The sequence below is a fragment of the Gardnerella sp. DNF00257 genome, assembly GCF_049262745.1.
GTDB classification, from domain to species: Bacteria; Actinomycetota; Actinomycetes; order Actinomycetales; family Bifidobacteriaceae; genus Bifidobacterium; species Bifidobacterium piotii.
This window is the reverse complement of sequence record NZ_CP058403.1, coordinates 1,009,928-1,030,057: the sequence shown is the minus strand read 5'-3', so window position 1 is coordinate 1,030,057 and position 20,130 is coordinate 1,009,928. Positions and strand designations below refer to the sequence as shown.

The window sequence follows — 20,130 nt, the reverse complement described above, 5'->3', positions numbered from 1 at the left end:
TATGAAGAATAAGGCATTACTTTTTGCCGCAGCTGCGTGCTCGGTTGCTATGCTGCTCGGTGGATGCGGTTCTTCTGCCTCGAAGACCGCTCAAACAAATGGTGGCAAGGTTGTTATTACCGTAAACGACTCCGAGCCTCAGAACGAGCTTGTTCCAGGAAATATTAACGAGAATGCTGGTGCTCGTCCTGCTGTATTGGTCAACTCCACGTTGGTCACTTTTGACGAAAAGGGCAACACTGTAAACGAAGATGCCGAGAGCGTAACTCCAAACGCCGATGCGACCCAATACACCGTTAAGCTTAAAAAAGATAAGAAGTTCAGCGATGGCACTCCAATCACCGCAGAAAGCTTTACTAAGGCTTGGAGCTTTGTAGCAAACGCTAAGAATGCTCAGAAGTGCTCTTCCTTCTTCCAGACCATTAAGGGCTACGAAGACTTGCAGAAGAATGACACTAAGGGCGACGAGCAGCTTTCTGGCTTAAAGGTTTTAGATAAGTACACCTTTACTGTTGATTTGAACCAGCCAGATTCTGTGTTTGCTATTAAGGTTGGTTACCTTGCATTCGCTCCTCTTCCAGAATCCTTCTACAAGAATCCAAAGGCTTATGGCGAAAAGCCAGTTTCTTCTGGTCCATACCTGTTTAAGTCTTGGGATCACAACAAGCAGATTGAAGTTGTAAAGAACCCAGATTACGATGGCCCACGCAAGGCTCAGAATGACGGCGTTACCTTTAAGATTTACACCGACGGCACCGCTGCTTATCGCGATGTTCAGTCTGGCAATCTTGATATGACGGATAACATTCCAGATACCGAAACCAAGACTTTCCAAAAGGACACCACTGTTAAGGCATACAACCGTCCAGGTTCCGTAATCCAGCAGTTCGGTATTCCTGCAAAATTGCCACACTTCGATGTAACTACCGAAGAAGGCCGCTTGCGTCGTCAAGCTGTTTCTATGGCAATCGACCGTGAAACCATCATCAAGAAGGTTCTTAACAACACTGCATCTCCTGCAAACGAGTTCACTTCTCCTTTGACTCCAGGCTACAAGGCAGATCTTAAGGGACATGAAAACCTTAAGTTTAATGCCGCAAAGGCTAAGGAACTTTGGGCAAAGGCAGATAAGATCTCTAAGTATGATGGTCCTCTTACCTTTACTTACAACGCCGATGGCAACGCTAAGTCTGTGTTTGACGCAGTTGTAAACTCCATCAAGAATCATCTTGGAATCAATGCTGAAACAACTCCAGTTCCAACATTCCAAGAGTTCCGTAACGCATGCGAACAGCGTCAGGTTAAGGGTGCATGGCGTGCAGGCTGGATGCCAGATTACCCAAGCCCAGAAAATTACTTGACTCAGGAATTTGCTTCCGTTGCTGCGGATGGCAATGGTTCCAACGAAGCTGATTACAAGAATCCTAAGTTCGATGCTTTGCTTAAGAAGGCTTCTTCTTCTCAGCCAGCTGAGGCAACTAAGCTTTATCAGCAGGCTAACGAGATTCTTCTTGAGGATCTTCCATACGTCCCACTGTTCTACTCGAACGCCAAGGCTGTTATGGTTCCAAGCTTGAAGGGCTTTGTAATGGATTGGCAGAATATGCCACTTTACTACAAGCTCCACAAGTAAAGATCAAAATCAAGTAGCTATTAAAATCAAGTAGCTATTAAAAAATAAACCATAATTAAATAGCATGTAAAAACGTGCTGCTGCCTTCGAATGGCGAATAAAATTACAAAATTCTATCCGCTGTTCGAGGCAGCACTTTGTGTTTTTACTTAGGTTGGGTTAAATCAATATGCAAGCCACAAGTTGGGTGTGTGCTATGCGAATTTTTAAGTAAATATATAAGGAGAAACCAATGGGTAAATATGTTCTGCGCCGCGTTTTGCAGATGATTCCTGTGGTTCTCGGCACAACATTGTTGGTATACGCTTTGGTGTTTGCTTTGCCTGGAGATCCAGTAAAAGCAATGTTTGGCGATAAGCCAATTAACCATGCTGTAGAAGCGCAAATTCGTGCCGAGTATAACTTGGATAAGCCATTTATTATTCAATATTTGTTGTTCTTAAAGAATGCGCTTACTCTTGATTTTGGTCATACTTTTGCTGGCCAGCCAGTAATTGACGAGATTGGCCGCGCATTCCCTGTAACCATTAAGCTTGCGTTGATGGCGTTCGCTTTTGAAGCCTTGTTCGGCGTAGCTTTCGGTATAATCTCTGGCTTAAAGAAAGGAAAGTGGTACGACAGTGTAATCCTGGTTGTATCACTCCTTCTTATTTCTGTGCCAACATTTGTTACTGGCTTTATTGGCCAATATTTGTTTGGTGTTAAGTGGCATATTATGCCTGTTACTGCAAGCAACGATCCTGGATTCTACGATCTTCTTCTTCCTGCAATAGTTCTTGGATCCGTTTCAATGGCATATATTATTCGACTTACAAGGTCGGAAATTTCGTCAAACATATCGCTTGATTACGTGCGCACGGCTCGTGCAAAGGGCTTAAAAGAAGGCTCCGTTATTGTTCGACACATTTTGCGTAACTCGCTTATTCCTGTTGTTACATTCTTAGGTCAAGATTTGGGCGCTCTTATGAGCGGCGCAATGATTTCGGAAACAATCTTCAACATTCATGGCGTTGGATTCCTTACATATCAGGGAATTCTAAAGGGAGAAGGAAACCTTGTTGTTTCTATAGTTACGCTTCTTATGTTGATATTTGTAGTCAGCAATCTTCTTGTTGACATGTTGTACGCGGCTCTAGATCCGCGCATTCGCTACGCGTAAGGAGAGCACATTATGGAAGATAATTTGATGGAAGATAATTTGATTACAAATAATGCAAATTACAATACATTGCCAGGTCAGGAACGCTATGTTGCTCCTCTTGACGATACGCCTCTTCAAGAAGTTGATTCTGTAGACGAATCTGCTCCAGCTACAAGCATGTGGGCTGATGCTTGGCGATCTTTGCGCAGAAATCCATTGTTTATTGTTTCTGCAATTTTGATTATTGCGATTATTTTTGTTGCGCTCTTCCCAGGCGCTCTCACAAAGCACAATCCTAATTACTGTGTTTTGGAGCACTCGCTTGAGCCAGCTTCTGCTGCGCATCCGTTTGGATTCGACATGCAAGGATGCGATATTTACGCTCGAGTTGTATATGGAACACGTACATCTTTAAGCGTTGGCTTGCTAGCAACGGCTTTAGTGGTGTTAGTTGGTTCGCTAATTGGAGCTTTGGCTGGATTCTTTGGAGGATGGATTGATGCGGTTCTTAGCCGAATCACCGATATTTTCTTGGCTTTGCCAATGCTGCTAGGTGCAATCGTAGTTTTGCAAATGTTCCGCACGTCTAAGTCGATTTGGAAAATCGTGTTTGTTATGGTTCTCTTTGGATGGGTAGGCGTTGCTCGAATCGCAAGAAGTGCTGTTATGGAATCCAAGAATCTTGAATTTAACACAGCATCTACCGCTTTAGGTTCTACTCCAATGCGAAACTTGTTCCAGCACATTATTCCAAACTCGCTGGCTCCAATCATTGTTGTAGGTACAACTTCTCTCGGCTCTTACATTGTTTTGGAAGCAACACTTAGCTTCTTGGGTATTGGTTTGCCAACAACAACAGTTAGCTGGGGTGTAGATATTTCTACCGCTAGAAATGTTCTTACTACAAATCCAGAAGTCTTATTCTATCCATCCATTGCGCTCGCCATTACTGTGCTCGCCTTTATTATGATGGGCGACGCCGTAAAAGATGCGTTGGATCCAAAGAGCCGTAAGGCGTAAGTTAGCGTGGAGGAATAGTGATTATGAACACAGCAACACGTAAAAATGTAGATACTATTGCAATGCAACGCGAGCAGGGTCCTTTGCTGGAAGTTAAAAATCTTCAAGTTGACTTTACAACGGATTCTAAAAAGGCCGTACACGCTGTTCGCGATGCAAGCTTTAACGTTTACCCAGGTCAGTGGGTTGCAATCGTAGGCGAATCTGGTTCTGGAAAGTCTACTTCTGCAATGGCGGTTCTTGGTTTACTCCCTGGAACAGGTCACGTTACTGGTGGTTCTATTAAGCTTAAAGGTCAAGAAATAAGCAATCTAAAGCCTAAAGATTATGCGGCTTTGCGCGGAACGGCAATGGGATTGGTTCCGCAAGACCCTATGAGTAATTTGAACCCTGTTTGGCGAATTGGAACTCAAGTTAAAGAAGCTCTTCTTGCAAATGGCGTTGACGTTAGCCATGAGAAGCGCTCCGCTTTGGCAGAAGCTTTAGCGGGAGACGCTGTAGAAGTTAAAAGCAACGAAGACGAAATCTTCCTTGGCTCTAAAGAACTGAGCGCATTATTGGACGAAGCAAAGCGAGCTTTGGCACAGGCTGGTCTTAGCGAGCAAACGAATGCCGAAAAGTTTAATGAAGCTATGGAATACTACAAAAAAGAGTGGGTTCCGGGTTCCGAAACTCGTTGGCGCGTTGCAGACGATTTAATCAAGTACGGTGTGAACGACGACAAGGCTTGGGAAATAGCCAAAAAGTATGTTGTTGGTGCAAGCGTTGAAGACCGCATTGCTGGTTTGCTTGATGAAGCTGGTTTGCCAGATGCTGCAACTCGCGCACGTCAGTTCCCGCACGAGTTTTCTGGTGGTATGCGTCAGCGCGCGTTAATCGCGATTGGCTTGGCTTGCCGTCCAGATTTGCTTATTGCAGATGAGCCAACTTCCGCACTAGATGTAACTGTGCAAAAGCGTATTCTTGACCATTTGCATACGCTTACCGATTCTCTCGGCACTTCTGTGCTCTTTATTACTCACGATTTAGGTTTGGCTGCAGCTCGTGCTCAGCACGTTGTTGTTATGTATAAGGGTCGCGTTGTTGAGTCTGGTCCATCTTTGGACGTTTTGCAACATCCACAGCATCCGTACACTAAGCGACTTGTTGCTGCCGCTCCAAGCCTTGCTTCTCAGCGAATCATCTCCGTTAAGGAGCATGGCGGCAACGCGGATAATTTGCTTGAGCATCACGTAGTAGGTGAGCAAACTCTTGAAAAGAGCGAGCATATTATTACAGTCGACCACTTAACTCGCGAGTTTAAGCTTCCGCGCAAGAAGGAACTTTTCAAAGCTGTTGACGATGTTTCGTTCTCTATTAAGCGCGGAACAACGTTGGCAATTGTGGGTGAATCTGGTTCTGGTAAGTCTACTGTTGCAAACATGGTTTTGAGATTACTAAAGCCAACAAGTGGAACTGTTACCTACGAGGGCAAGAATATTGCTGACTTAAAGGGCGCGGATTTGCTTGATTTCCGTCGTCATGTTCAGCCAGTATTCCAAAATCCTTACGGTTCGCTAGACCCAATGTATTCGATTTATCGTTCTATTGAAGAGCCTTTGCGAATCCATAAGATTGGAAGTAAAAAGAGCAGACAGAATCGCGTACGCGAACTCTTGGATATGGTTCGCATGCCTGCTTCTGTTATGACTCGATTCCCGAACGAGCTTTCTGGCGGTCAGCGTCAGCGCATTGCGATTGCGCGTGCAATGGCGTTGGATCCAGACGTAATCGTTTGCGATGAAGCTGTTTCTGCATTAGACGTGCTTGTACAAGATCAGGTTTTGCACTTGCTTAACGATTTGCAAGCAGAGCGCGGATTAAGCTACTTGTTCATCACTCACGATTTGGCAGTGGTTCGTCAGATTGCGGACGAGGTTGTTGTTATGCAGCACGGAAAGCTTGTTGAGCATGCTACAACCGACGAAGTGTTTGATCATCCTCAAAAGGAATATACTCGCGATCTTCTCGACGCAATTCCTGGTGGAAACTTGGAGCTTGGATTGGATTAGTCGTAAGACTCGTATTAGTGCAAGCTATTAGATGTAGATAAAAGTGCAGGAGATAAAACTTCTGCACTTTTGTTTTATATGTACTTGCGAAACTTTGGAATATTCGCGTGTTTATATTCGCGTGTTTATATTATTAAATCATGGCTGATTTTTCTCATATTCTTGCAACACGTCCAGATTTTGACGAGTCGGATCGAGAATGGTTGCATCACCTTGTAGCAGATTGGCAAGTAATAGCAGATTTAAGTTTTGCAGACTTGCTTTTAGTTATTCAAAATGGCAATGGAGATTACGTTGTAGCAGAACAATGCCGTCCGTCTACAGCAATCACGCTTAGAACCGAAGATTTACTCGGCGTAAAGCTAGATGAATCAATGCATAATGAGCTAGAAGCAGCAATGAGTAAAGAAACAAGTTTCCACTCTTCGGTTTTAAGAACTGTTGGAAGAGCTACTGTTTGCAATGTTTACGCTCCAGTTCGTCACAATGGCAAAACGCTTGGTCTTGTTCTTAGAGAAACAAATCTTGCAACAAGAGAATCAAATGGTAGATACGAGACGGAAAGCATTAATGCTGGCAAAACGTTGTTCGACATGATTGCGCGCGAGCAGTTTCCGTACCACGATTCAATGCTAAATCAGCGCCACAATGCTCGAGTTGCAGATGGTTTTATTATTTTAGAAGAAAGCGGTGTTGTTCGCTATGCTTCTCCAAACGCAATCAGCTGCTTCCGCAGACTTGGCGGATTAAACACTATGCAAGGCGAGTTCTTGTGCGAGTTTGGAGCGCGTCTTCTTCACACAAACGATGTTGTTCCCGAAAGCTTGCCTTTGGTATTAAGCGGTAAAGCAGATGTTGATTGCGAGTTAGAAGTAAATAATTCCGTTGTTTCTATGCGCTCGCTGCCGCTTTATGGGCCTAACGATAGAACGGGTGCTGTTGTTCTTTGCCGAGATGTTACGGAAGTTCTTAGAAGAGAAAAGGAGCTTCAGACTAAGAACGCTACTATTTCCGAGATTCATCATCGCGTTAAGAATAATCTTCAAGCTGTTTCTGCTTTGCTTCGTCTTCAAGCTAGAAAAACTAAGTCGTACGAAGTTAGAAAAGAGCTAGAAGAAGCTCAAAGGCGAGTCCAAACTATTGCTCTTGTTCACGAAGGTTTAAGCCAGACAGCCGATGAGGTTGTTGACTTCGACAAAGTGATTTCTAGCTTGCTTAAAATGACGATTGAACTTGCTTCGCAAAATCAAAATATTACAGTTGATTTTTGTGGTAAATTCGGCAAGCTTGCAGCTCAAGACGCAACGCCTCTTTCTCTTGTTTTAACCGAGCTTGTTACAAATGCTGTTGAGCACGGTTTTGAAGGCATGAGTGAAGGTCATATTAAGATTTCTGTTGGTCGTGGAGGAGACAATCTTAGTATTGTTGTAGAAGACAATGGCGGCGGAATCGAAAGCGAATCCTTGCATGGAATGGCAAAGTCTTCTGGATCTGGATTAGGCACTCAGCTAATCAACACTTTTGTTACTAACGATTTTGGTGGCACTGTTAAGTGGGAATCGCGAAGAGAAGGCGGAACTCGCGTTTTGCTGGATATTAAGCTGCGCGTTCCTGGAGTAGAGTAGTCTATCTAACTAAAATTCAGCGTTTTGATTTCTGCGCGCTCGCATTGCTCTACGCTTTAGCGAGCGCCTTTCATCTTCGCTAAGACCGCCCCAAACGCCGTAATCTTGGCTTGTTTCTAGAGCGCATCTTAAGCAATTGTCGGCAACATTACAAGTTCTGCACACTGCTTTGGCTTCTTCAACTTGCTGATTGGATGAGCTGTTGTTTCCTACTGGGAAGAAAAGTTCAGGATCCTTATCTCGGCAAGCTGCTTTTGCACGCCAGTCGAATGCGCTACTCATAAGTAAATAACCTCTTTTTAATACGCGTTTACACTTACTAATCAAAGTTGTTAGATTTTACATAAAAACTATCCGCACTCCAGGAAAGCATGAATATAACTTTTTTTCAAGACTTTTACAAAATTTTTTAATCTTTTTGAGTGATTTAAGTCATATTTTTATGTAAAACTCAATATTTGCAGCAAATTAGCTTTTCCAGGAATCACCATTATGCATCTTCCTGGTGTTTGATAATCTTCCGCGGTTAGTGTTTTTAGTAAGTCGGTAGGTATTCCAAGCATTGAGTCTGTTGCAGCATCGCCTGTTGGGAAGATTATTCTTACTGGCGCTTGCTCTGGTATGCGTATGTGTCTTGCGTTTTGAGCGCAAAATATTACTGTTGTTTTAGTGTCTTTTAGTTTGCATTGCAATTCTTTAGACTTTTCGTCGCTGTTAAAAGGCTCTAAAAGTGAGTCTGCGTTGTCTTGAATGTGAATGTTTTTTGAATCAAGATTTTGCATACTAATCGCATTTTTAATCACATTTATAAGATTAGACTTTCCTCGTTTGCTTCCGCCAATAATCGCTATGTTTCCAAGATTTATTGGCAAAATTGCTTCGCTTAAGTTAATTCCGTCGTCTTTTAAGCCGATTAAAAGTCCAAACTCGCTATCTTTTGTGTTTTTGCAGTATTTATTAAGTGTTGAATTATTTAAGTATCTTGGTAGGGGAGCGCTAAACAATTGTTTAGGAGTTTTGTAGCAATAGAATTTTCCAGCCAATTCGATTGCTTTTATAAGCGAATTTTTATTTTGACTTTGTGAGCATTGTAACGCTACTATTCCGTCTCCTGTATTGCAATATGCTGCTCCAGGATTATTCGGGTTTATGCTTGCAGCGGCAGGAGACCCAAGTAGTTCGTGTGATTGCATTGCGTCTCTAACTCTTAAACAAATGTTTATAGACATATTTGCTTTCATATCTGCATTTACTTGTCCCATTGGATTTTGTGTGCACGCTATAAGATGCATTCCTAGGGATCTTCCAACAGAAGCTATGCGTATTAGGCGATTCATGTAATCGGGTAGTTGATTTTTAAGAGCATGGAATTCGTCTATAACAATCACCATTGAAGGTTCGCTTGGTTTTACTTGACTAATATCGTGGCAGCCTTGATTTGCCACCAATCTTTCTCGCCTATCTAATTCCATTTCTAATCCGCGCAATGCTCTTGCAGCATGCTTAAGATTTAAGTCTCCAACGTTTCCAACGCTGTGTGGAAGTGTGGAAAGAGAATCGAATGTAGCTCCTCCCTTAAAGTCCATAAACACAAATTGCAATAATTTAGGTGAATATCTAAAAGCTAGAGCCAAACACAAAGATGTTAGTAAAACGGATTTTCCAGACCCAGTTGTTCCTGCTACAAGCGCGTGCGGGCCATTTTTAACAAGATCTATACAAAAGTAACCGCTGCTGTTTATTCCGATTGGAGCTTCTAAAGAGTTTTTAGAAGACACTAGCCAAGCGTATACAACATTTTTCCATGGAGGAACACGATTTTGCATGTTTTTAGAGTAATTTGTAGAAACGATTTGATTTGCGTTATTAATCAGCATTGCTTCCAGGTTGATTGGAACAAGAGTTTCTGGAACACCTTTAATATGAGAGTCGACTGTTGTTTTGCTAAAGTGAACGCTTTGATTTGTATTATTCTTTACTAAACTTTTGTTGTTTTTGTTTGAATTGTATTGAACAATTTGTGGTATTAAGCAAGCAATATACATCATTATGCTAGGAACAATCATTGCAAGCATCATCCAACTTTTTTGCAAAAACGCCATTATAGCAAGAGCAACATTGGCTAAAATAGGCACAATATTTGCCATTATTTGCATCCAAAACATTGGTTTTGAAGCTATGCTTTTAGTATTGTTTGCATTGTTTTCGTATTCCATAACGCAATAGTGTATTGCTATTAAGAAATATGCAAGTAAAAACCACAAATGTGGTTAAAGGCTAAATTGGCTAAATATGATTAGCTAAAATTATGTTTATTGCTCTGCAAGCGTTCCAACGTTTCCAGGCGCATGCGTTCCAGCAGATAGTTGATCGAATAATTCAATGTTTTTAGCATCGTCTAACAAAACGGCTGATCCAACTGAATACACCCAATAATCTGGATTAGTCCAATAGACTGTTCCTGTTACGCCGTCTTTTCCTGTTGCTTCCTTAAAAGCAAGACCCATGTTCAGTAGTGTTCCAGGATTCGAGTTTTCGTCTAATATTGCAGAATCAAGCGATGCTTTTGCAAAACCTTTTACTTTCGAGAAGTTTGTAAGCGTGCTGCTAGATAAAGCTTTTTTCATTATTGCGCTAATTACCATTCGCTGTCTTGCAGCTCTTCCAAAATCAGATTGAGGATCCGCATATCTCATTCTAGAAAATGCTAATGCAACGTTTCCGTCTGCGCTGTGGCATCCTGCAGTCCAATTAAGCCCACTGTAGGCATCGCTAACTGTGCGATCGTAGCATAAGTCTATTGTTCCAAGCGAGTTTACAACGTTTGTAAGTCCTGCGAATTTTATTTCTGCAACGTGGTCTATTTTGTGGCCAGTAATTTTTTCAACGGTTTTTGTTAGTGCTCTATTTCCAAGATCTTGTGCAACTGTGTTAATCTTCATTTGCTGGCCGTTTACAGAAACTAGCGAGTCTCTTGGAATGGATATTAAGGAGCTGTGCCCACTTACTGGTTTTGTTAAAACAAGAATCGTATCTGTTCTAAATCCAGTTATTTCTTTTGCTTCTTCGCCTTCTCTCTGATCCGATCCTAAAATTAGCCAAGTTGTTTCTTGAGTATCTGGAGTATCCGTTAGCCAATTATCTCGCTTAATTTGAGAGTCAACCCAGTTCCAAGATAAAACGCCTAGTGCTCCTACAAGAATCAATATTGTTACTAAAAGCAGAGATAAGTACTTTAGTAAGCGATGTTTTTTTCTAAAAGCAAGAGCTCCAGCAGAAGAATTACTTGCTATTGGTCTAACTTCGTTTTGACTAAAGTTTTGGATTCTTTTTGGAGTAAAACTAGATGCACTTGCATTATTTTGACTCAAACGCTGACTTTGTTCGGGGTAGTACTGCTCGCTATATGCTTGTGTGCCAGTGTTTTGCGTGCGATAATTTTGCGAATTTTGGCTTACTTTTCTAGGCTTTGGCTCAAACGACGGTGCACGCTGAACAGTCTCTTGCTTGTTTAATTCGCTGTTTTTATGCGCGTTATTGTGTGCATTTTTAGGCGGAAAGCTCGGTATTGAATTCGCGTTTTTATTATGTTTATTCAATGGAGCAAAGCTAGGTGGATTATTTTGATTCCCCAAAGCGTCTTCTGGACGTTGCTGGCTCATTTATCCTCCCTAAGCCACGCGTTTGCAATATTGATGGCGTCTATATGTATGCATAATTATTAGTGAAAACTACCAATGGCATTATAAAGCAACGTAGTTATAAACTATTTAACAACGTGCTTTTTCTAGTGTATTACTTTCCTTTTGGAACAGCGCATATTGTATTATTTAGGTATTTATCTGCAATTCCCATGTAGTGACCAGTTTGTGGGTTTCTTATTGTTCCGTCTTCTGGGTTAACGATTCCGCCGCTATTTGGATCAATAAGTCTGCCTAAGCTGTCTTTTGCTAATCCAGTTTTTGGATCCACGCGCCCAATTTTAACTGCATTTGGATCTGCATAGGAATTAGAGGAATTAAGGCTATTTTCGCCAGAATTTGTAGACTCCGCAGAGTCGTTAGAATCTGCACTAGAAGAATCGGAGTTTTCTTTAGAATCAGACTTTTTGCCATTTTTTGCGTTCTTTTTTGAAGACTTTTTACTTTTACGTGGTTTTTCGCCTAAATCTTTAGTTAACGGCTTATCTTCTTGCATTAAATCCCAAACGTCTTGCGCACTTTCGTCTAAAATAACACGATTTTCATCGTATGGGTCGGTTGCAATCGGTATTGTTTGTGCGTAAATGTGCGAAGGCTTTAGATTACGAAGACTTGCAGCTAAACCAACCAGTGTTGTAGGGTTTGCAAGACCTTGGCTCATATTAAGTGACTTTAGAGCTGATTTTGCAAGTTGATAAAGTTGGCCCGACTGTGTTAGAAGATTCTTAGATAGTGCTTGATGAATAAGTTGCTTAAGCAGATATTGCTGACGCGTTGTTCGCATAATATCGCTTCCGTCGCTTGCGCTATCGTGCCTCATCCTTGCATATTGTGTTGCTTGCACGCCATCAAGGTGTTGGAGTCCGCGCTTTAGGTTAACGCCCGTGTAGTAATCCCTGGTGTTTACAGGAATGCACAGGGTTACTCCGCCAATCGCGTTAATCATATCGCTTAAACCGCTAAAGTCTGCAACAATAAAATCTGTTATGTTTAAGCCAGTAATCTCGTTTACTGTTGCAAGCGTACATGATGCTGCGCTTGCTAAGTCTCCTCCCTTAGCGTAGCCAAGTGCGAAAATCGAGTTAAACATAACTTTACGTCTAGCTGGAATTCTGCCTCTAGACGTATTGCACGATGCGGCTTTAACCATTGAATCTCTTGGAATTGAAACAATGTTTATATAAGACCTGTCTGCGCTGATTTGAACAATCATTGCTGTGTCTGATTGATGATTTTCGTCTTCTCCGCCGCCCTGAAAAGCGCGATTTTTACCTTCTCGAGTATCTTGACCAAGAACAAGAATATTAATAGTTTTACCAGCATTAGGGTCTATTGACTGAATCTGTTTGGTGCTTGTTGAGATGGTTTTTATAACGCGCGAACTAATAGTAGAAGAAAAGTCAAGCCATACGGATGCGATTATTGTAGTTAAAAAGGCTAGAACGGCAATAATTGCCATGCAAATGATTTTACGAGTATTATTAAGCATTTGACTATTGAGAGTATGGTGCGGTGCAGATGAGTCCCAATAGTTAGTTTGGTACCGACGGTCTTGATTATACCGAGAGGCTGCCATGCTTCCTTCTTTCGTAAATGCACATATAAATCACCATTATAGTGTATTCTATTGAGATTTTAACATGCATAATACATACCCCTTGCGTAAACTGTTATGTATGGATTCAATAACCGCTGAAACTTGCACTTTTGAAAACGATGTTTTACAAGTCTTTTCTGCTATGAATAGAATAAAGCCTAGCGAGGTTGATTCTTCTATTGTTTCAATAATGAGCGTTGAGCAAGATACGCGGTTTTACGAAGAAACTTTGCAAGCGGTTATAAATCAAAGTGTTCTTCCTGGAACTATTGTTGTAGCTGATTGTGCTAGTAGAACACAAAAAGAGTTAGTAAAGTCTTTTAACGTTCAAATAGAGCCAACTCAATTATCGGGATTAATTTCTAGTGCAGATTTTTCCAACGGAAATCAAGCTTTTAGTAATGCGTATGGCAATGCGTACAGTGGCAATAACACTGATTCCTATAAACAATATAAGCAAGTAAAAGTTGTTATTCTTCCTATTAAGTCTGCAAAATCATTTGGAGATGCTGTAGAAAAGTCTTTAAGAAAACTTTTGCCACTGCAAGGCGTTAAGTCGCTGTGGCTTTTGCATGACGATTCAAAACCTTGCGATTCAAAATGCTTGGAAGCTTTAAGAGAGACTTGGCGAAACACTCCAACAGCTTGCGTTCTTGGTGCAAAACAAGTTGATTGGCAAGGAAAAATTCTTCATAACGTTGGCATGTATGCGTGGAAACATAAAGTGCATTCGCTTAGCGTAGAAGGCGAGCCAGATCAAGAGCAATACGATTTTAGGGGAGACGTCTATTCTGTTTCTCTTGCAGGCGCTTTAGTTTCGCTTAGCACTTGGCAAACAATGCGAGGAACTCAGCCTTGGCTTACCACTTTTGAAGAGTCTAACGATTTTTGTAGGCGAGTCGTTTTAAGCGGTGGGCGAGTTGTTGTTGTACCACAAGCCAGAATCGCGCATAGAAGAGCGCGTTTTGACGGTCTTCGCACTAGGAGCGGCGAAGAGCGCGATGCAGAAAAAACCAATATTTGCTACGGCTTAGCTTATTCGATTATGGCAAAGCAAAGATACATGTATACAGATGTTAGCGTTATTATGTGGCCTCTTATTTGGCTTTGCTCTGTTCCAATGTCAATAATCCGCGCACTTCAATCTTTGTTTGCTAAGCAGCCGTATGTTGCTTTTATGCGTCTTATGCTTCCTTGGATTGCGTTAGCGCAATTACCTCGCGCTATTTTTGCAAGAAGACGAGTGTCTAGAGTTTCAAAAGTTTCCTTAAAACGACTCACTTCTCTTATAGCAAGTCGTAGTCAAATTACGCGTTGGAAAGACAAAACTATTGCTTTTAAGACTCAAAAAAAGGGTGTTATTTTAAGTCCGCTTGCAAGAAAACACTTGCATAGAAGAGTTTTGTTTAGATGGAGCGCTGCAATTTGTGCATCTCTTCTTGTTTTTGCAACCGTAATACTTCTTTACGGAGCGCCAATTAATAAGATTCTTTCTGGATCTTCGCTTTATTCAAGCCAGCTTCTTTCTACTGGAACAAGTTTTAGTGATTTGTTTAAGTCTGCGATTGGAGCATATATTCCAGACGACGGTTTTGCGTCTCCTCTTCCTCCGTCTCCGCTTCTTATGATTTGGATGCTAGCTTCCATTGTGTTTGGTGGAAATACGTTAGCTGCAATAAACGCCATATTTTTCCTTGCTGCTCCCGCTATGCTACTAAGTTTTTGGGCGCTCGCAGGCGTGTTTACTAGATCAGACATTGTGCGAGTGTGCTCTGGTCTTTGTTGGACAATGATTGCTATGGCTTTTGGCATTTTTGCTAGAGGCGATTTGCCAATGATTCTAACAATGGTATTTTTGCCAGCTGCATTTGCGTTCGCTTTCCACGCTGTAGGAATGTACGTTACAGAAGACCCTGTTGTTCCAGTTGCGTCAATCCAAAGCGCAGCTTGCGCATCTTTGTGCTTTATGGTTCCGCTTGCTGCAAGTCCTCAGCTTTTGCTGCCAATGTTTGTTATTTTTGTTGCATCAATAATTATGGTGCGTTCGCATCGTTTTATGCTTGCGCTAATGCCTGTTCCATCTGTTCTAGTTCTTTTGCCAACATTGGGTAGCGTTGTGCGCTATTTTGGAACTGGAATGTGGCGTCAAATTTTTGCTAGTATGGCTTTGCCTTCTCAAAAAATAAATGGTGCTCCTAGAGCTAGTAGTTATATAGACGTTTTGCTTCGAGCGTTTAACATTGATTTGAATCATTTTTCTTCGGGTTCAATGTTAATTTTGCAACTTCGCGGAATAATCATGATTGTTTTCGCAGCATTAGCTGTACTAATGGCTTTGTGCGCGCTTGCTCTTCCGTTTGCTTTAAGAGCTTCAAGAATGATGTGGGTTGTAATAGTTAGCGGAATGGTGCTTTCTTTAGTCGCTTGCCGCGTTGTTGTTGCATCCGATTTTGACGGTCCTATTAGTGCAAGTGTTCTTCCAGGCGTAAGCTTGAGCGCTCTTGGTGTTCTTACATGCATGTGCATGGTTGCAGGAAAAGCAGTTCGTAGGTTTGAACCTTTGCGAAAATCTAATTCTGCTAATCAAGACAATAATCCAGACGATTACACTACTCGCGTTTCTAAGCGTGCAGCTATGAATCGTTCTGCTAAAGCAATGATGAAAAAGCTTATTCATCTTGCAAGAGGAATTTTAGCTTTTGGAATTTTTGCAGTTGCTGCTTTGCTTGGATTATTTGCGATTATTAGCGGACCGGTAACCTCTGTTTACGCAAGCGATAGTGGCTTGCCAATGGTTGTTTCGGACTACTTAAATAAGAATAGTGCAAATCGCGTTCTTGCGATTAAAGCTGTGAATAGTCGTGAGTTGAATATTTCGCTTATGCGTACCGCTCGTGGCGATTTAGTTGACTTATCTCCATCTTTGCAAGTTAGAGATGTTTTATATGGGCATTCTCCTAGTACGAATACGCTTTATTACGCGGCTTCTAAGCTTCTTTCTCACGCAAGCGATGAGTCGATTGTAACCTTAAAGCAGCTTGGTATTGGCGGAATTTACATTGTTAATGATTCTAAAGCCAAAAACGATTTAGCGGCTAATAATTCAATGATTAACTTAGAAGGCGACGCAAATAAAGACGCAACAGAAAAATTGATTGCAAACGTAAACGCTTCGGAAGGAACTCAGCTTGTTGTTTCATCTAGTCATGGAACGTATTGCAGATTCGACGATGTAGCAGACATGTCTTCTTCTAAAACTTCGATTTATAGCCATTCGCGCACACTTTCTTGGAGAATTCCATGGATTGTTGTTTTTGCTTTAGTGCTGCTATTGTATTGCCTGGTTGCTTTGCCTCGTTTTAACAGCAATAACGTAATAGAGCGTGAATAAATAGAGCGTGAATAATTAGGATGATTAGTTAGAAGCTATGATTGATTAGACGGATAAATGGCAGGTAGATTAATGAAGTCAGATACGAATTCTAAAAATAGTCATCGTCATGCACAAGATGCTGCTTCGATTAGCGCTTCTGTTCGTTTTAGAAGATTCAAGCTGTGGTCTTTGTCTATTTTAAGCGCTGCAATACTTGTTTCTTGTGCTGTTGTTGCGTCTTGCGTATTACCACTAAAACAGCTAACAGACGACCCGATTTTTCCTATTGGAAGCGTAGAAAAGCGTGTTAGTTCTACAAATTTGCAAACAGTTTGCCCTAGCAGAATAGCTTTACCAGATTCAGCAAAATATGGCGATAGCGAGTTTCAAGAATCCGAAGGAGACTTAAAGTCAATATCCAGATATGCGTCTTTTGGCAACGTTTATAAGTCCACTTTTAACGGCGTAAAATATGCTGGCGATTCTAAAGATTTAGTCAACAAATCTTTTAACAATCCTTCTAGTTCTTCTAGTGATCCTAGTGATTCAAGCGAAAGCCAAGATAGAGCCTATTTTGCAGAAAGTAATGTAGATAAAGATGCTCAAGTTTTGGAAAGTAGTCTTTTAAGTGCGCAATCTGGAACTGGGTCTGCTGCATCTGTTGCGTCTTGGGCTACAAACGGCGACTTAAAAGGATTATCTGCCACTTCTTGCGTATCTCCTTCAATGCGCCAAAACTTTATTATTCCAAGAATAGCGGAAGGTGTTTCTGTAAGATTAAACTCTGTTAATCTATCGTCTAAGCCTACAGTTGTAAGCGTTAAAGCATGGTCAACTAATAAATCGGGAGCGCAGCTAAATCTTTCTACAGGAAGCACTTTTACTGTTCCAGCACATAGTGACGCTTACTTTAACATTTCTGCAGCTGCATCAAAGTCGGATGGTCTTTATATTCAAGTTTTAAGCGAGCAAGCTCCAGTTTCGTCGTTCGTTAAGTTTATTCGTTCATCTGGTCTTGCTTCTAAAGGCGTGGATATTATTTCTCCGCAAGAATCAGCATCTTTAGAGCCTGTTTTGCCAGGAGTTAGTGAAGGCGACCAAGCCAAAGCTTATATTTGGTCTAATAAAAGCGGAAAAGTCGATTTGTATTGGCTCGATGATTCTGGAAAAAAGAGCATAAAGCAAGTAGATTTTAGTGCAAGACAAATTCAAGTTGTTGATTTACCAGAAGTACCTAAGGGCGTTGGGGCGATTTTTGCGCAAAGTAACGTTCCTATTTTTGCTATGGCTTCTGTTGAAAAAAGTGGCAAAGATGGTCAAAGCGATATTGCTTTTGTTAATGCTGTTCGTTCTATTACAAATAGTGCGCTTGTTTCCCCATTTTCTGCAGACGAAACTTCGCTGCATATTGTAAACGGATCTGTTGATAATGCCAATGTAAAGCTTAGTGCTTACGATTCTTCTGGCTTAAAAGTATCGTCTAAGACTATTGAAGTTAAGTCTTATACTGTTTCAACGATTTTAGCGAAAGATATTAATCCTAAAGCTGTTATGTTTACTCTTAAGTCTAAATCTGGAGTTTCGTTTGCGTCTAGGATTCAATCAAAAGCAGTAAACGATGCTGGTTTTGCAGGCGTTGCATGGATTCCTTCTAAGTCGCTTGACCCTAACAGTATAAGTGTTAAAGTTCGCTCAAATCCTTCGATTGTAAAGTAGACTTAGGGCTTTTAGGCTGTTATTTACAATCCCCAATCTGGGTCGATTTCTTCTGGTCTTCTTCCGTACAATTCTGCTAAACGTTGCACTATTTCGTCTCTAATCGCGTATTGAAGCTCCGCTCTGCTAGTAACGTGTGTGCACAGTGGAAGTCTGTACAAAACTATTCTTTGTGGTATTCCTTTAGATGCAGGAAAAGCTTGAGACATTATTCTTTTATTACTTTCCCACAAAACTGGCTGGCTTGGAGGAACATCTTCTACAGCAAATTGAACGTCTTTTATAAGATTTGACCAAGCACTGTTAAGTCTTCTAATTTGAGCTGCCACCATTGAATCGAACATTCCGCTGGCTGTTCTGTATCTAGGAAGTCGCGTGCCAAACATTGGCGCACGCATGCCGCGTCCGTGGCGGTTTCTGTATCTTTTTTGTTCCCATACTAAAGACGTCATACACCTAACTTTATTTGTATGCTAGGGCATTTGATTAATGTGCAAACACAAAACGGTGTAGTAAATATGTTGATAATATGGAATACTTGAATTGCATAGTTTGTACAGGAGGAAATCGTTGGAGCCAAATATTCATGAGTACAATGAGCAGGGGCTTTGTGAGCGTCTTGCTTTGTGTTCACTTATTGGTTTTGACTTAGACAACACTCTTGCATGCTCTAAAAAACCTATGACTAGCCCAATGTGCAAGGTTTTTGGAGATTTAATCAATAAAATTCCTGTTGCTTTAATTACGGGCGGAGACTTGCGATTAGTCAAAAGCCAAGTTTTAAGCGTTTTGCCTGCTTCTACGAATCTAGACAATTTTCACATTATGCCAACTAATGGAACAAGCTATTATCGAATTGTTGATGGCAGTCTTAAATGCGTGTATTCTCACACGATTTCCGTAAAAGACGCAAATCGCATTATTTGCGTTGTTAAAGATTGCGCTAAAAAAATGGGATTGCTAAAAAGCGTTGGAGACAAAGATCTTTGGGGTAGTCAAATAGAAAATCGTGGTACTCAAATCACTTTTTCTGCACTAGGTCAGCTTGCTCCAATCGAACTTAAAAAGGATTGGGATCCTAGCGGCAAGCTAAAGGAGCAGCTAGCTGAACAAATTTCTGCATATTTGCCCGACTTTTCTGTGCGAGCTGGCGGAGAGACAAGTGTTGATATTGTTTGCAAAGGAAACGATAAAGCATATGCTCTTGATTCTCTTTGTAAGATTTGCGACATTTCGCTAAAATCTGTTGCTTTTGTGGGAGATCGCATGTACAAAGGCGGTAACGATTACCCAACTTCTTTAACAGGAGCGCTTGCGATTTGCGTAAAAAATCCTAATAACACTTTTGAATTGTGCTCTAAGCTATTAGAAAGTCTTAACTAAAGTTTTAAGTAAATACTTAACTAAAGTTTTAAGTAAAAAGCCTTTAACCACATTGCTCTAATTTTATTGCCATTTGTTTTTAGCATTGCTATCGTCTTTTTATGATTTACAAAAACCTTAACGAAAGCAAGCAAAATCGGCTTATTTTCAACGTTTCTTGGGTAAATTTGCTTAAGACCATTCTTAATCTTGCTTTTCCAATTTCTTGTGCTGGCTGCTCAATGGCAGATTGCGTGCTTTGCAACGAATGCAAATCAAAGTTTAGTAAATGGCATAGAGACCCGTTTAGTGGCGTATTTTGCAAAAACATCTATTCTTGTGCAACATACGGATGGGCTGTAAGAAGGTGTATTTTGCAATGGAAAGATCATGGAAACCAACTTTTAGATAAGCCTTTTTCTAACTTGCTTTTTAGCTTGATTATTAGTGTTGTTGGAAACTCAAACAAAGTGGCCATTATTCCAGTTCCTTCGTCTTTTGCGTCTAAAAGAAAGCGCGGCAGAAGTCATATGGATCCAATAGCTAAAAATGTTGTTAAAAGTCTTAAAAAACAAGGCATTGATGCTACTTTTGTTAAAGCAATTAAAATGATTAATGTAAGGGGAAAGTCCGTTCAACTAAGGGGGAGTAGGCAAAGGTCTTTGCGCACGTCTAAAGGTTTATTGGTGGATGCAAGTGGCATTAAAAACGGGTACAAAGTGATTATTATAGACGACATTATTACTACGGGGTCTACGCTAAAAAACTGTGTTAAAGAGCTAAATAAAAGCGGTGTTGCTGTTTTTGCGTGTTTTGCGCTGGCTGGAGTGTGGTCTAAAGAAAGCGTTTTATACTCTTAGATTTGCGTGTTTAAGGATTTTGCGTGTTTAGCTTGTATGTTTAAGCTCTTA

14 protein-coding genes are annotated in these 20,130 nt (G+C 41.0%); 9 read left to right on the top strand and 5 right to left on the bottom strand.

The genetic code is table 11. The features are described from left to right. The first annotated feature begins 1 nt into the window (after position 1). The 5 genes from HXT23_RS03925 (at position 2) to HXT23_RS03905 (ending at position 7,470) form a co-directional block, all read left to right on the top strand. A complete protein-coding gene (locus HXT23_RS03925; RefSeq protein ID WP_422112718.1) occupies positions 2–1,633 on the top strand; it encodes a peptide ABC transporter substrate-binding protein in 1,632 nt (543 codons plus the stop codon). A 232-nt stretch (positions 1,634–1,865) separates the two neighbouring features. Beyond that, positions 1,866–2,792, top strand: coding sequence for an ABC transporter permease (locus HXT23_RS03920; protein WP_016636289.1), 927 nt, complete (start codon positions 1,866–1,868; stop codon positions 2,790–2,792). A gap of 12 nt (positions 2,793–2,804) precedes the next feature. Beyond that, positions 2,805–3,794 carry an ABC transporter permease gene (locus HXT23_RS03915; protein ID WP_004574651.1) on the top strand — a complete coding sequence of 330 codons (990 nt, stop codon included), beginning with the start codon at positions 2,805–2,807 and terminating at the stop codon, positions 3,792–3,794. A 23-nt stretch (positions 3,795–3,817) separates the two neighbouring features. Further along, positions 3,818–5,845, top strand: a complete 2,028-nt coding sequence (locus tag HXT23_RS03910; RefSeq protein WP_128813740.1) for an ABC transporter ATP-binding protein — start codon at positions 3,818–3,820, stop codon at positions 5,843–5,845. 140 nt (positions 5,846–5,985) lie between these two features. After that, complete coding sequence (locus tag HXT23_RS03905) at positions 5,986–7,470, top strand: sensor histidine kinase (protein ID WP_004574649.1); 1,485 nt, start codon at positions 5,986–5,988, stop codon at positions 7,468–7,470. Positions 7,471–7,479: 9 nt separating this feature from the next. Here the strand turns inward: HXT23_RS03905 and HXT23_RS03900 are convergent, their stop codons facing one another. The 4 genes from HXT23_RS03900 to HXT23_RS03885 form a co-directional block, all read right to left on the bottom strand. Beyond that, entirely contained in the window at positions 7,480–7,752 is a 273-nt protein-coding gene (locus HXT23_RS03900; protein ID WP_016636286.1) for a WhiB family transcriptional regulator, read from the bottom strand. Positions 7,753–7,910: 158 nt separating this feature from the next. Further along, positions 7,911–9,686, bottom strand: a complete 1,776-nt coding sequence (locus HXT23_RS03895; protein WP_422112717.1) for an FtsK/SpoIIIE domain-containing protein — start codon at positions 9,684–9,686, stop codon at positions 7,911–7,913. A 96-nt stretch (positions 9,687–9,782) separates the two neighbouring features. Then, a complete protein-coding gene (locus tag HXT23_RS03890; RefSeq protein ID WP_422112716.1) occupies positions 9,783–11,132 on the bottom strand; it encodes an LCP family protein in 1,350 nt (449 codons plus the stop codon). A 133-nt stretch (positions 11,133–11,265) separates the two neighbouring features. Further along, the gene (locus HXT23_RS03885) at positions 11,266–12,747 is read right to left on the bottom strand and encodes an LCP family protein (RefSeq protein ID WP_422112715.1); all 1,482 of its coding nucleotides are present in this window, start codon (positions 12,745–12,747) and stop codon (positions 11,266–11,268) included. Positions 12,748–12,847: 100 nt separating this feature from the next. Between HXT23_RS03885 and HXT23_RS03880 the strand changes: the two genes are divergently transcribed. Together HXT23_RS03880 and HXT23_RS03875 are read left to right on the top strand one after the other, a co-directional pair. Further along, the gene (locus HXT23_RS03880) at positions 12,848–16,159 is read left to right on the top strand and encodes a glycosyltransferase family 2 protein (protein WP_422112714.1); all 3,312 of its coding nucleotides are present in this window, start codon (positions 12,848–12,850) and stop codon (positions 16,157–16,159) included. A 72-nt stretch (positions 16,160–16,231) separates the two neighbouring features. Beyond that, a complete protein-coding gene (locus HXT23_RS03875) occupies positions 16,232–17,857 on the top strand; it encodes a DUF5719 family protein (RefSeq protein WP_422113082.1) in 1,626 nt (541 codons plus the stop codon). 23 nt (positions 17,858–17,880) lie between these two features. Here HXT23_RS03875 and HXT23_RS03870 read toward each other — a convergent pair whose 3' ends face one another. Then, positions 17,881–18,309, bottom strand: coding sequence for a metallopeptidase family protein (locus HXT23_RS03870; protein ID WP_004131993.1), 429 nt, complete (start codon positions 18,307–18,309; stop codon positions 17,881–17,883). Between the two features lie 118 nt (positions 18,310–18,427). Here HXT23_RS03870 and HXT23_RS03865 point away from each other — a divergent pair, with 118 nt between their 5' ends. Further along, positions 18,428–19,240, top strand: coding sequence for an HAD-IIB family hydrolase (locus HXT23_RS03865; RefSeq protein ID WP_421778539.1), 813 nt, complete (start codon positions 18,428–18,430; stop codon positions 19,238–19,240). 101 nt (positions 19,241–19,341) lie between these two features. Then, entirely contained in the window at positions 19,342–20,079 is a 738-nt protein-coding gene (locus HXT23_RS03860) for a ComF family protein (RefSeq protein WP_421778538.1), read from the top strand. Positions 20,080–20,130: the final 51 nt, after the last annotated feature.